This window comes from Streptomyces sp. NPDC059994 (assembly GCF_042737755.1).
Taxonomy (GTDB): domain Bacteria; phylum Actinomycetota; class Actinomycetes; order Streptomycetales; family Streptomycetaceae; genus Streptomyces.
Window position 1 is genome coordinate 1 of record NZ_JBHWUR010000159.1, and the last position, 12747, is coordinate 12747.

A 12747-nucleotide genomic window follows, 5' to 3' on the forward strand; every position below is an offset into this window, starting at 1 on the left:
AAACCGCGGGGGGCGGGGGGCCCCCCCCGCCCGGGGGGGGGCGGGGGCCCCCCCCCCCCCCGGGGTCCGGGGGCGTAGCCCCCGGGAAAGCCGTCTCCACCCCCGCCCACCCCCGGAGGGTTTAGGGAAGGGGCGGGGTGGGGGCTCTCACCCCCGGAGGCCACGCGGCGGAGCCGCAGATGTCACAGCGGGAACGGGCGGGGAGGGGCACAACCGCACCGGCAACACCCCCAGCGCCCCCCTCAACGCCCCCGCGAACTCCTCGAACTCCCCCTGCCGCGCCGCACCCGAGCGGATCGCCAGAGCCACCCGCCGCGAGGGAGCCGGATCCGCGAAGTACCCGGTCGCCAGGCGGTCGTTACGGGACGTCTCCACCCGCAGAGCCGTACGCGGCAGCAACGTCACCCCCAGCCCGCCCGCCACCAGCTGCACCAGCGTGGACAGGCCCGCGGCGGTCGTGGTCACGGCCGCCCCCTCCTCCCGCCCCGCCTCCCGGCAGATGTCGAGCGCCTGGTCGCGCAGGCAGTGGCCCTCGTCCAGCAGCAGCAGGTCCAGCTCGCGCAGGGCCTCGCGCGGTACGTCCGTACGCCCGCCCAGCCAGTGCTCCTGCGGCATGACCAGCACGAAGTCCTCGTCGAAGAGCGGGAGTTCGGTCACCCCGGGCACGCCCAGCGGGACCGCCAGGAGCAGGACGTCCAGGCGCCCCGCCGCCAGCCCGTCGAGCAGCGACGACGTCTGCTCCTCGTGGACCTGGAGGTCCAGCTCCGGGTACCGGTCGTGGACCAGCCGCAGCACCGTCGGCAGCAGATACGGCGCCACCGTCGGGATCACCCCGAGCCGCAGCACCCCGGTGAACGGCGCCCGTACCGCCTCGGCCTCCTCCAGGAGCGACCCCACCGCGTCCAGGACCGCCTTCGCCCGCACCGCGAGGCGTTCCCCGGCGGGCGACAGGAGCACCCGGCGTGTGGTGCGCTCCAGGAGCTGCACCCCCAGCGCCTCCTCCAGCGCGGAGACCGCCCCGGACAGCGCGGGCTGGCTCATTCCGATCGCCGCCGCCGCGTCCCGGAAGTGCAGATGCTCGGCCACCGCCGCGAACGCCCGCAGCTGCGCGAGGCTCGGCTGTTTGACGGACTTCACAGCGGTCCGGCCCCGCTGACTCCCGGGCGCCGCGCCCGTACCGCCCACCCCGCCCGCACCATTACCTACAGCCACTGATAAGCACCTCCGATCACGATGACCGAGTCTAGCTATTTCCCTGATCAATGCCTCCTGTGACACCATCCGTAATCCGTCCAACCCCCAGGGAAGCCCCCAAAAAGGGCCCTTCCTGATCGCAAGGAGAGCGCGTGCTCACTGTCGGTGACAAGTTCCCCGAGTTCGACCTGACCGCCTGCGTGTCGCTGGAAAGCGGCAAGGAGTTCGAGCAGATCAACCACAAGACCTACGAGGGCAAGTGGAAGATCGTCTTCGCGTGGCCCAAGGACTTCACCTTCGTGTGCCCGACCGAGATCGCCGCTTTCGGCAAGCTGAACGACGAGTTCGCCGACCGTGACGCCCAGGTCCTCGGCTTCTCCGGCGACTCCGAGTTCGTGCACCACGCCTGGCGCAAGGACCACCCGGACCTGACCGACCTGCCCTTCCCGATGCTGGCCGACTCGAAGCACGAGCTCATGCGTGACCTCGGCATCGAGGGCGAGGACGGCTTCGCGCAGCGCGCCGTCTTCATCGTCGACCAGAACAACGAGATCCAGTTCACGATGGTGACCGCCGGTTCCGTGGGCCGTAACCCCAAGGAGGTCCTGCGGGTCCTCGACGCCCTGCAGACCGACGAGCTGTGCCCGTGCAACTGGACCAAGGGCGAGAACACCCTGGACCCGGTCGCGCTGCTCTCCGGCGAGTGAACGGACTGATCTGACATGGCTCTCGACGAACTGAAGTCAGCTCTCCCGGCCTACGCCAAGGACCTGAAGCTGAACCTCGGCTCGGTCATCGGCAACAGCGAGCTCCCGGCCCAGCAGCTGTGGGGCACCGTCCTCGCCTGCGCCATCGCCTCGCGCTCGCCGAAGGTCCTGCGCGAGCTGGAGCCCGAGGCGAAGGCCAGCCTCTCCCCCGAGGCGTACACCGCCGCCAAGGCCGCTGCCGCGGTCATGGCGATGAACAACGTCTTCTACCGCACCCGCCACCTGCTCTCCGACCCGGAGTACGGCACGCTGCGGGCCGGTCTGCGGATGAACGTCATCGGCAACCCGGGCGTGGAGAAGGTCGACTTCGAGCTGTGGTCGCTGGCCGTCTCCGCGGTCAACGGCTGCGGCCAGTGCCTGGACTCGCACGAGCAGGTCCTGCGCAAGGCCGGTGTCGACCGCGAGACGATCCAGGAGGCCTTCAAGATCGCTTCGGTGATCCAGGCCGTGGGCGTCACGCTGGACGCGGAAGCGGTGCTGGCCGAGTAGGTCCGTGGTTCGCTGCGGGTCCGCTGTGGCTGGTCGCGCAGTTCCCCGCGCCCCTGAAAGCGGCACCACGCAGCGCTGTACGTATGTAGAAGGGCCCCCGACGATGCCGTCGGGGGCCCTTCTACGTACGGGGCGCGGCCGTGATGCCTTCAGGGGCGCGGGGAACTGCGCGAGCAACCCAGCACGGTCCGCAGACGAACCACTGCGCTACCTCTCCTCCGGCACCTCCGCCGCGCGCAACGCGTTCTCCTTCGCCGTCGCGCGCAGATAGCCGACCACCGTGTTGGTCACCGCCACCAGCGGTACGGCCACCACCGAGCCGCCGATGCCGCCGATCAGGCCGCCCGCGGCGACCGAGAGGACCACGGCGAGCGGGTGGACGCGGACCGCGCGGCCCAGGATGAACGGCTGGAGCACATGCCCCTCGATCTGCTGCACCAAGAGCACCACGGCCACCACCATCACCGCCGTGAACACGCCCTCGGTGACCAGGGCGACCACCACCGCGAGCGCGCCCGAGACCACCGCCCCCACCAGCGGGATGAAGGCGAACAGGAAGATGAAGACGGCGAGCGGCACCGCCATGGGCACGCCCAGGAAGTAGATGCCGACGCCGATGCAGACCGCGTCGATCAGGGCCACTATCACCGTGCCGCGCACATACGCGGTGAGAGTGCGCCAGGCGCGCGGCCCGGCTCCCTCGATCGCCGGCCGGGCCTGCTCCGGGACCAGCCGCAGCACCCACCGCCAGATGTTCTTCCCGTCGTAGAGGAGGAAGAGCGTCGAGAACATCGCGAGCAGGATGCCGGTGAGGACCTCGACGAGGACGGTCACGCCCTGGAGGCCCGCCGAGGTGATCTCGTTGGTGTTGTGGCCGATGGTGTCGCTGAGGTTCTTGGCGACCTGGTTGATCTGGTCCTCGGTGACGTGGAACGGGCTGTTGAGGAGCCAGCGTTTGAGCTCGTCGATACCCGCCCTGACCTTTTCGGAGAGCGTGTCCAGGTTGTCCATGACCTGCCAGACCACGAACCAGCCGATCAGGCCCATCACGATGAAGCCCGAGATCGCGGTCACGGCGGTCGCCAGGGCCCTGGGCAGCCCCATCCGCCTGAGGCGGGAGACGGTCGGCTGGAGCAGCGCGGTGATGAACAGCGCGGCGACGAACGCGAGGACCACGAGCCGTACGGCACTGATGACCCGCATCAGCACCCAGAGCGTGCCCGCGAGCACCAGGAGGCGCCACCCGATCTCGGCGGCGACCCGCATCCCCCACGGCACGGCGGCCACGGGGTCGGGCCGCGCGGCGACGGCGGGGGCGTAGGCGGGCGGCGCGGGGACGTGGTCGGGGACCTGGGGGGCGGACGCGGCGTCGTCGGCGGAGGCGGTGTCCTCGGCGGCGGGCGCCTGTGAGGGAACCGCTGCCGAACCGTCACTGCTCGCGGGGTTTCCCCGTGGCGGAGCTGTGCCGCCGCGGGTAGGTTCGTCCAGGCCCGCGTCCGCGTCGGCGCGCGCCTCGGTCTCGACGCGGCGTTCGTCCAGCCGCTCTCCCATACGGGTCAGACCGGCGCCCAGCGCCCCGAGCAGCCCCGGCACTTTCGACATGATGCTGCCGTTCCCCTTTCCCCCGCTGCGCGTCCCCACCACTCCCCCCACCCGGAGTCGTCACCTCCGACCGTACACGGGCAAAGCCCCTCACCGAAGGACGGTGAGGGGCCGCGAAAGGTTCAGCCGGGACCGGTAAAGATCCCACGGGCCTAGTACCAGGTGTTCGCCTGCCAGAACGTCCACGCGCCACAGGGGCTGTGGTACTGGGAGTTCATGTAGTTCAGGCCCCACTTGATCTGGGTCGCCGGGTTGGTCCGCCAGTCGGAGCCCACCGAGGACATCTTGGAGCCGGGCAGCGCCTGGACCAGGCCGTACGCGCCGGAACCCGTGTTGACCGCGAGGTAGTTCCAGGTCGACTCGTGGTTCACGATGTTGCTGAAGCACTGGAACTGGTCCGCCGGCACGATCTGCCGCGCGATGGCCTTGACCTGCTCCACCGTGTACGAACTCTGCTGCGGGAACGAAGACGGGTCGCGGGTCGTGGAGCGGCTGGCGACCTGCTCCTTCTCCTGCTCACGCTCCTTCGCCTTCTCGTCCGCCGACTCCTTCTTGGACTTGGCGTCCTTGGCGGCCTGAAGGCGTGCGCTCTCTTCGGCGGACTTCTTCGCGGCGGCGCTCGCCTGGGCCGACTGGGCGTCCGCCTGCTGCGTCAGGGACGCGGTCTGCACCTGGGCCTGCTGGCCCGCGGGGATGTCCGCAAGAAGCGTCGTGTCGGCAGCGGTCGCCTCGACGTCGTTCGAAGTGGTCTGCGGCGCGCCAGAGGCAACGCCCACGACAGCACCGACGGTGGTGACCGCAGTGGCTGACGCCACCGCGAACCCCCGGACCGAGATCCGGCTCACACGGTTTCCTTCCAGCAGCGCCCGCACTGGTGACCTGAACGGACGCAATCGTGCCCCTGGCTCTCCCCTCCCAACTGCTCAGGTCACGGGAGGAACTGACCCGGTGGGCAACTCCCTTGCGGGAGCGCCGCGTGGTGCTCGGGCGGCATACGGCGACGTTATTGAGTTACGAGGTACAGGTGTGCCGTATGCGGGGCCTGACGGATGCAAGACTCTGCCGGAGAGCGGCGCCGCAAGGCAATTCTTCCCTGGGTGTGAAACCTCACATCCCCTCCGCCCCAGGGGTTTTGCCGGATCGGGCATACAAAGAGGCGCCGCCCGGCTAAGCTCAACGGCTTCGCGGGCGGCGCCAATTGGGACGTACGGGATCAGATCTGGCCGTCCTCCAGCATTTCGGTCACCAGTGCGGCGATCTGCGACCGCTCGGAGCGGGTGAGGGTGACGTGCGCGAAGAGCGGATGGCCCTTCAGCTTCTCCACGACGGCGACCACTCCGTCGTAACGGCCGACCCGCAGATTGTCCCGCTGTGCCACGTCATGGGTGAGCACCACCCGTGAGTTCGCCCCGATCCGGGACAACACGGTCAGCAGGACGTTCCGTTCGAGCGACTGAGCCTCGTCCACGATCACGAACGCGTCGTGCAGGGAGCGGCCGCGGATGTGGGTGAGCGGCAGGACCTCCAGCATGCCGCGCGACGTCACCTCCTCGATCACCTCGCGCGTGGTGACCGCCGACAGCGTGTCGAAGACCGCCTGTGCCCAGGGGCCCATCTTCTCGGCCTCGGAGCCGGGCAGATAGCCGAGCTCCTGTCCGCCCACCGCGTACAGCGGGCGGAAGACCATCACCTTCTTGTGCTGGCGGCGCTCCAGGACCGCCTCCAGGCCCGCGCAGAGGGCCAGCGCGGACTTGCCGGTGCCGGCCCGGCCGCCCATCGACACGATGCCGAGGTCCGGGTCGAGCAGCAGGTCGAGTGCGATGCGCTGCTCGGCGCTGCGGCCGCGCAGGCCGAACGCCTCCCGGTCGCCCCGTACGAGCTTGACGTTGCCGTCGGCCGTGACGCGGCCCAGGGCCTTGCCGCGCTCGGACTGGAGCACAAGCCCGTTGTGCACCGGCAGGCCCGCGGCCTCCGGCACGTACAGCGTCTCCTCCTCGTAGAGAAGGTCCACCTGTTCGCCCGAGAGCGACAGTTCGGACATCCCGGTGAAGCCCGAGTCGGTGATGGCCAGTTCCGCCCGGTACTCCTCGGCGAGCAGGCCTACCGACGACGCCTTGATCCGCAGCGGCAGGTCCTTGGAGACGACGGTGACGTCGTACCCCTCGGCCTGGAGATTGCGGGCGACGGCGAGGATCCTTGAGTCGTTGTCCCCCAACCTGTAGCCGGCGGGCAGCACGCCGGGATCGGAATGGTTGAGCTCGACGCGGAGCGTGCCGCCGAGGTCGCCCAGCGGGATGGGAGCGTCGAGGCGTCCGTACCGGACCCGGAAGTCGTCGAGCAGGCGCAGGGCCTGACGGGCGAAATAGCCGAGTTCCGGATGGTGCCTCTTGGCCTCCAGTTCCGTGACCACGACGATCGGGAGCACGACTTCGTGCTCGTCGAACCGGGCCATGGCGTTGGGGTCGGCCAGCAGGACGCTGGTGTCGAGGACGTAGGTGCGCCGGTCGGGCATGCGGCGCTTTGTGCTGGTCACCACGGAAGGACGTACCCCCTCGGAAGAGGTCGGGGTGCGACGGCGTCGCGGGGGTGGGGGCCGGGCTGTGGCCACGATGCGCGGGCCGAGCGCCGGCCCTCCGCTCCGTCCGTGCACTGTGCACGTGCGTCCTGGTGCAAAGGGCCTCCCGGGTGAGCGGCCACTTCTGGCCGTTCAACTGGAGGGGGTATTCCCTCGAACAAGCGCGGCCATGCACAGGCATATGCGCTTGGTGGGGACCAAAGGGATTGACTCCCGGTCAGGACCCGTGGGGACGGATCGTGACGTGGTGGGGCATGACGGGACGGATCAGCTCCCGTAGCGCCGGTGGCGTGCCGCGTAGTCGCGCAGGGCGCGCAGGAAGTCCACCTTGCGGAAGGCGGGCCAGAACACTTCGCAGAAGTAGTACTCGGAGTGAGCCGACTGCCACAGCATGAATCCGGACAGCCGCTGCTCGCCGCTGGTGCGGATCACCAGGTCCGGGTCGGGCTGGCCGCGCGTGTAGAGGTGCTCCGAGATGCTGTCGATGTCGACGGTCTCGGCCAGCTCCTCGAAGCTGGTCCCCTTGGACGCCGCGTCGAGCAGCAGCGAGCGGACCGCGTCCGCGATCTCCTGGCGGCCGCCGTAGCCCACGGCGACGTTGACGAGTATGCCGCCGACGTCGTGGGTGGCCTGCTCGGCCTCCTTGAGCACCGACTGCGTCCGTGCGGGCAGCAGGTCCATCGTGCCGGCGTGGTGGACGCGCCAGCGCCCGTCCGCCGCCAGGTCGCGCACCACGCCCTCGATGATGCCCAGGAGCGGGATCAGCTCGTTGTCGGGCCGGTCCAGGTTGTCCGTGGACAGCATCCAGAGCGTCACGACCTCGACGTCCGTCTCGGCGCACCAGCCGAGCAGCTCGTGGATCTTGCTCGCGCCGGCCTGGTGCCCCTGTTCGGGGCTGCCGCCGGAGGCCTTGGCCCAGCGTCTGTTCCCGTCCAGGATGACGCCGATGTGCTTGGGCACCTGGTCGTGGTCGAGGCGACCCTCCACCCGGCGTGCGTAGAGCCCGTACACCAGGTCGCGCAAGTTCACCGATTCCACCCTCTCGTTGCTTCCGGGGGCCGCCGCGGCATCGCACGGCCCTCGCCCAGTGCCTGACGGGCCTGGGGGCACCCCCGAGGAAGGCACAGTACTGCGGACGGGTCACAGCGGCCCAACTCGGCCTGTCACAAGTCCGTGATAAGCAGGGAAACGTGACTGAATCACTCCCCCTCCACTACCTGGCCGCCGACGGCCGCTACGACTCCATGGAGTACCGGCGGACCGGCCACAGCGGCCTCAAGCTGCCCGCGCTCTCCCTGGGCCTGTGGCACAACTTCGGCGACGACCGCTCCCTCGGCTCGCAGCGCGCGATCCTGCGCCGCGCCTTCGACCTGGGCGTCACCCACTTCGACCTCGCCAACAACTACGGCCCGCCGCCCGGCTCGGCCGAGCTCAACTTCGGGAAGATCTTCGGCCAGGACTTCCGGGCGTACCGGGACGAGCTGATCATCTCCACCAAGGCCGGCTATCTGATGCACCCGGGGCCCTACGGCGAGTGGGGCTCCCGCAAGTACCTGCTGTCCTCGCTGGACGCCTCGCTGGGCCGGATGGGCCTCGACCACGTCGACATCTTCTACTCGCACCGCTTCGACCCGGAGACCCCGCTGGAGGAGACGATGGGCGCGCTGGCGTCCGCCGTCCAGCAGGGCAAGGCGCTGTACGCGGGTGTGTCCTCGTACAACAGCGAGCAGACCGCCGAGGCGGCGCGGGTCCTCAAGGAGATGGGCGTCCCGGCGCTCATCCACCAGCCGTCGTACTCGATGATCAACCGCTGGACCGAGGACGACGGGCTGCTCGACACGCTCGAAGAGGCGGGGATGGGCTGCATCTCCTTCGTGCCGCTGGCGCAGGGGCTGCTCACCGACAAGTACCTCAAGGGCATCCCGGAGGGCTCGCGGGCCACCCAGGGCAAGTCGCTCGACCCGGAGCTGCTCAGCGGCGAGGTGCTGCGCCGTCTGGGCGGGCTGAACGACATCGCCTCCCGGCGTGGCCAGTCGCTGGCCCAGCTGGCGATCTGCTGGGTGCTGCGCGACCCGCGGATGACGTCGGCGCTGATCGGCGCGTCCAGTGTGAAGCAGCTGGAGGAGAACGTGGCGGCGCTCGCCGGACCGCCGCTGACGGCCGAGGAGCTGAAGGAGATCGACGCCTTCGCCGTGGACACCGCGGGCACCAACATCTGGGCCGGCCGCGGCTGATCAACGAGGTGATCGCCGACTGACAGCGGATCCACAGGAACCGGCGCCGGATCGGTCCCAAGAAAAAACGGGCCGGTCCGTGGGGGGGGGATACGGACCGGCCCGAGGGGGGGTTTCCACCATAACCCTTCGTAAGTGGTCCTGGCTGCAACGGCGTGCCGAAACTACGCTCCGAAACCGCCCGGGCACGGCGGAGGCACCGCCGCCGGGTACCCCCAAGGGGGACCCGGCGGCGAAACGCTTCTTTGACCGTGCAGGTCAGAGCGGTGCAAACCGGCTCAGGCCACACCGCGCGAGCACGACTTCACATCCAGGATCCACTCCATGTGTGCGGCACCCCACTCACCCAAGGGGGTGAGCGCCGTGTCGAGCGCCCGGCCGCGCGGGGTCAGTGGGTACTCCACCCGGGGCGGCACCTCCCCGTAGACCTCGCGGTGGACGATCCCGTCCGTCTCCAGCTCGCGCAGCCGCTGGACGAGGACCTTCCCGGTGACGCCGTCGACCCGGCGCCTGAGCTCGCCGAAGCGGTACGTCCCGTCGTGCAGCGCCCACAGGATCAGCGGGCTTCCACTTTCCGCCGACCACGTCGACCGCCGCGTCGAGTCCGCGGTTGTAGCCGGCATCGCCCTTGCCGTGCCTGGCCTGCCCCTCCCCCGTCTCGCTACGTCCGCCGCCGTCCTCAACGTCTGAGCAGGGTGATTCCGTCCCGCTGGGCGACGATCCGGTACCCGTAGGCCTGTTCCGCCTTGACCAGCTCGGCTTCCTGACGGTCCTCCGGGTACGGCCAGAAGCCCGGCGGGTACGGCCAGGACTCGGCGGGCACCCGGTCGTGGACGATCCACTGGGCGGCCGGCGGAGGCACCGGCGCGCCGGTGTCGTACAGCCGCCAGTGGACCGGGTAGGTCGGGAAGAGCACCACGTCCGTACGCGAAGTGAGCTGCGGCACCAGCCGGTTGGAGGCGGCGACGGTGGCGCCGTCGGGGATGCGGCGCAGCAGGTCGCGGGCGGCGGCGACGTGCGCGGTGGAGCGCCAGGTGGAGCGGTGGACGAGCTGGGCGAGCGGGAAGGACGGGATCAGCACCAGCGTGACGGCCGCGGTGGTGACGAGCGAGGCGCGCACATGGCGGCTGCCGAGGGCGTCGCCGGAGCCCCGGTAGGGGGCGAGGGCATCGGTCATGGCGGCCAGGACGACGGGCATCAGCACCGCCGTGTAGTGGAACGAGGTGCCCCAGTGGAAGGCGTTCTGGGAGAGCATCCGCCAGCCGAGCGTCGGCGCGGCGAGCCAGGCCAGCGGCGAGCGCAGGGCGATCAGCGCCGCGGGGGCGAAGACGAGGACCAGGGTGGTGGCCTTCACCTCCGGGCGTACGGCGTCGAGCGGGGCGAAGGCGAGGGTGGCGAGCAGGGAGCCGTGGGCGGGTTCGAGGTTGGCGGCGTGGGCGTAGGTGCCGGCCGGGCTGAAGAACGGCATCAGCACCTCGAACTCCAGGGCGCTGCCGAGCAGCCCGGCGGCGGCGGTCGCCAGGCCGAGCCCGCGCGGCCCCTTCCAGGCGATGTACCCGCCGATCGCGGCCAGCGTGAGCCCCAGGTCCTCCTTGACCAGGAGCAGCGGCGCGGCCCAGGCCACCGCGGCCCGCCAGCGCCGCAGGGCCAGCGCCTCCAGGGCGTACGAGACGAGCGGGACGGCGAAGCACACCTCGTGGAAGTCGAACCCCACGGCCGAGGCGATGCCCCAGCTCAGCCCGTACGCGAAGGCGACCACATGGGCGGCGCGGCGCCCCAGCGCCTGCCGGGCGCGGCGGGCGAGCGGCACGACGGCGAGGGCGAGCAGGGCGGCCTGGGCGAAGAGCAGGGTGTACGGGGAGGGGGCGATCCGGTACAGCGGCGCGAGGACGACGAGCACGGGGTGGAAATGATCCCCCAGCAGGTTGAACCCGTCGCCGCGCAACGGGGCCACGGGGGCGCGCAGTTGGGCGTACGCCTTCACGGCCTGCTCGAAGATGCCGAGGTCGTAGCCGGTGGTGCGGATCAGCGCCTGGCGGCGGGCGCCGACGGCGGCGTAGAGCAGGAAGAGCGCGGCGGCCCACCCCCACCAGAGGAGGGCGGGCCGTGCCGTACGCGTGCCCTGGCGGCGGGGAATCGCGGCGGCACCGTCCCGCAGCGAGGACATTTTATTACCAATTGTCCACATCCGTTCCATATGCTCGGATGCTAGGTGGCTCAGGGTTGGCGCAGGGGCTTCCGGGCCTCGATGAGGAACCGTGTCGTGTGCGCGACGAAGGGCCCGTCGGTGCGGATCTGCTCGTCCAGCGCCTCCAGCTTCTCCTCGTACTCCTCGACCGTGAATCCCGGCACCATCCAGATCACCTTGCGCAGGAAGTAGACGACGGCGCCGATGTCGTGGAACTCGGTGCGCAGCTTCTCCTGGCGCAGATCGGCCACCTGGAGCCCGGCGGACTCGGCCTCGGCGCGCGCCTTGCCCGGATCGCGCCTGCCCCGGACGTCGGCGGACTGCGGCCCCAGGAAGTACTCGACGAGCTCGAACACACTTGCGGGTCCGACCTGTTGGGAGAAGTAGGTGCCGCCCGGGGTGAGGACCCGGGCGATCTCCGGCCACCAGGTCTGGACGGGGTGACGACTGGTCACCAGGTCGAAGGCGCCGTCCCCGAACGGCAGCGGCGGCTCGTCGGCGTCGGCCACGACCGCGACGCCGCGCGGATGCAGCAGGGCGGTGGCCCGGGCGACGTTCTGCGGCCACCCCTCGGTGGCCACCGCGAGCGGCGGCAGCTGCGGGGCGGCCGCCAGGACCTCGCCGCCGCCGGTCTGCACGTCGAGCGCGGCCGTGGCCCGGGCCCAGCGCGCGGCCATGGCATGGGCGTACCCCCAGGACGGCCGCTCCTCGGTGGCCCGTCCGTCCAGCCAGGAGAAGTCCCAGCCGTCCACGGGGGCGGCCGCCGCCTCGGCGATCAGATCTTCGAAGGTGCGGGTGTTGTGGTTACGGATGGTTTGCGCCATGTTGCGGACCCTACGCGCCTACGCGCCGTGTGTGGCGCAGGGACAGCCCTACGCGGCGAGGCCGCCGAGGAGCAGACCGACGTACGCGCCGCCGATCATGAAGGGGCCGAACGGGATGGCCGCGCGGCGGCCGGCGCGGCGCGCGAGGATCAGCCCGAGGCCGTACGTACCGCCCGCCGCGAACCCCGCGAAGGCTCCGGTGACGAGGATGCCCCAGCCGTACCAGCCGAGCACCACGCCGAGGCCGACGGCGAGTTTGACGTCACCGAAGCCGAGGCCGGCGGGGTTGACCAGGAAGAGCACGAAGTACGCGCCGCCCAGGGCTAGTCCGCCGAGCAGGGCGTGCCCCCAGGACCCCTCGTGGTGCGGGGCGAGAGCCGCGGCGCCGAGGAGGGCGGCGGCGGTGGCGGCGAGGGGGACCGTGAGAACGTCCGGCAGCCGGTGCACGCGGGCGTCGACGGCCGCGAGAAGTCCGGCGAGGGGCAGGAGGAGCAGCCAGACGGCGAGTTCGGGGCGGGGGCCGGTGGCGGTGGCCAGGGCGGCGCAGGCGGCGGCCGTGGCCGCGCCCCAGGCGGCGCCGCTCTGTTGGCAGACGGGGCGGCCGAGCCAGCGGGTCAGTGCGTGCCCCCGCGGGCAGACGTCCCGCCACGGCTCGCCCGGATGGACGGATAGCCGGTAGGCGGCGCGCGGCACCAGCCACCCCAGGGCGGCGCCCCAGGTGGCGGCGAGCAGGGCTAGGTACACGGGGTGCACCCTAGGTGCGGCGGGAGGTTTTCCCCACCCCGCCCGTTCCCGGGCAGGGGGGCTTCCCGGGGCTGCGCGTCGTTCGTCTGCGGGTCCGGTGGGGGCTGGTCGCGCAGTTCCCCGCGCCCCT

At 71.0% G+C, this 12747-nt stretch carries 11 protein-coding genes and 1 pseudogene; 3 read left to right on the plus strand and 9 right to left on the minus strand.

The genetic code is table 11. The annotated features are described in order from the left end of the window. Positions 1–147 precede the first annotated feature (147 nt). Positions 148–1185 (minus strand): LysR substrate-binding domain-containing protein, encoded by a 1038-nt coding sequence (locus tag ACFWA7_RS37895; RefSeq protein ID WP_385827706.1) that lies wholly within the window; start codon positions 1183–1185, stop codon positions 148–150. Between the two features lie 161 nt (positions 1186–1346). Here ACFWA7_RS37895 and ACFWA7_RS37900 point away from each other — a divergent pair, with 161 nt between their 5' ends. Then, positions 1347–1901: a peroxiredoxin gene (locus tag ACFWA7_RS37900; protein WP_329159042.1), complete on the plus strand. Its 555-nt coding sequence runs from the start codon at positions 1347–1349 to the stop codon at positions 1899–1901. Between the two features lie 15 nt (positions 1902–1916). Next, positions 1917–2450 carry an alkyl hydroperoxide reductase gene (locus ACFWA7_RS37905; protein WP_385827696.1) on the plus strand — a complete coding sequence of 178 codons (534 nt, stop codon included), beginning with the start codon at positions 1917–1919 and terminating at the stop codon, positions 2448–2450. 207 nt (positions 2451–2657) lie between these two features. Here the strand turns inward: ACFWA7_RS37905 and ACFWA7_RS37910 are convergent, their stop codons facing one another. The 4 genes from ACFWA7_RS37910 to ACFWA7_RS37925 all read right to left on the minus strand — a co-directional run bounded on the left by ACFWA7_RS37910 (position 2658) and on the right by ACFWA7_RS37925 (position 7656). After that, a complete protein-coding gene (locus ACFWA7_RS37910) occupies positions 2658–4052 on the minus strand; it encodes an AI-2E family transporter (protein WP_385549804.1) in 1395 nt (464 codons plus the stop codon). Between the two features lie 152 nt (positions 4053–4204). Further along, a complete protein-coding gene (locus ACFWA7_RS37915) occupies positions 4205–4897 on the minus strand; it encodes a transglycosylase SLT domain-containing protein (RefSeq protein ID WP_385549802.1) in 693 nt (230 codons plus the stop codon). A 368-nt stretch (positions 4898–5265) separates the two neighbouring features. After that, positions 5266–6588 (minus strand): PhoH family protein, encoded by a 1323-nt coding sequence (locus tag ACFWA7_RS37920; protein ID WP_385549799.1) that lies wholly within the window; start codon positions 6586–6588, stop codon positions 5266–5268. A 306-nt stretch (positions 6589–6894) separates the two neighbouring features. Then, the gene (locus tag ACFWA7_RS37925; RefSeq protein WP_385549795.1) at positions 6895–7656 is read right to left on the minus strand and encodes an isoprenyl transferase; all 762 of its coding nucleotides are present in this window, start codon (positions 7654–7656) and stop codon (positions 6895–6897) included. Between the two features lie 161 nt (positions 7657–7817). Between ACFWA7_RS37925 and mgrA the strand changes: the two genes are divergently transcribed. Next, on the plus strand, positions 7818–8861 hold the full coding sequence (gene mgrA / locus ACFWA7_RS37930; protein ID WP_385827698.1) for an L-glyceraldehyde 3-phosphate reductase: 1044 nt from the start codon (positions 7818–7820) through the stop codon (positions 8859–8861). 278 nt (positions 8862–9139) lie between these two features. On the opposite strand, the pseudogene ACFWA7_RS37935 reads toward mgrA, so the two are convergent. The 4 genes and pseudogenes from ACFWA7_RS37935 to ACFWA7_RS37950 all read right to left on the minus strand — a co-directional run bounded on the left by ACFWA7_RS37935 (position 9140) and on the right by ACFWA7_RS37950 (position 12617). Further along, positions 9140–9446: pseudogene (locus ACFWA7_RS37935) on the minus strand (winged helix-turn-helix transcriptional regulator). Between the two features lie 94 nt (positions 9447–9540). Next, positions 9541–11058 (minus strand): DUF2079 domain-containing protein, encoded by a 1518-nt coding sequence (locus tag ACFWA7_RS37940; protein WP_385827700.1) that lies wholly within the window; start codon positions 11056–11058, stop codon positions 9541–9543. Between the two features lie 20 nt (positions 11059–11078). Continuing rightward, positions 11079–11873, minus strand: coding sequence for a methyltransferase domain-containing protein (locus ACFWA7_RS37945; RefSeq protein ID WP_385827702.1), 795 nt, complete (start codon positions 11871–11873; stop codon positions 11079–11081). 48 nt (positions 11874–11921) lie between these two features. After that, the gene (locus ACFWA7_RS37950) at positions 11922–12617 is read right to left on the minus strand and encodes a prepilin peptidase (RefSeq protein WP_385827704.1); all 696 of its coding nucleotides are present in this window, start codon (positions 12615–12617) and stop codon (positions 11922–11924) included. Between the last annotated feature and the right edge of the window lie 130 nt (positions 12618–12747).

Coding starts and splice junctions, on each gene's coding strand:
- ACFWA7_RS37910 (WP_385549804.1), bottom strand. CDS start 4,052: ATGTCGAAAGTGCCGGGGCTGCTCGGGGCGCTGGGCGCCGGTCTGACC.
- ACFWA7_RS37905 (WP_385827696.1), top strand. CDS start 1,917: ATGGCTCTCGACGAACTGAAGTCAGCTCTCCCGGCCTACGCCAAGGAC.
- ACFWA7_RS37945 (WP_385827702.1), bottom strand. CDS start 11,873: ATGGCGCAAACCATCCGTAACCACAACACCCGCACCTTCGAAGATCTG.
- ACFWA7_RS37940 (WP_385827700.1), bottom strand. CDS start 11,058: ATGGAACGGATGTGGACAATTGGTAATAAAATGTCCTCGCTGCGGGAC.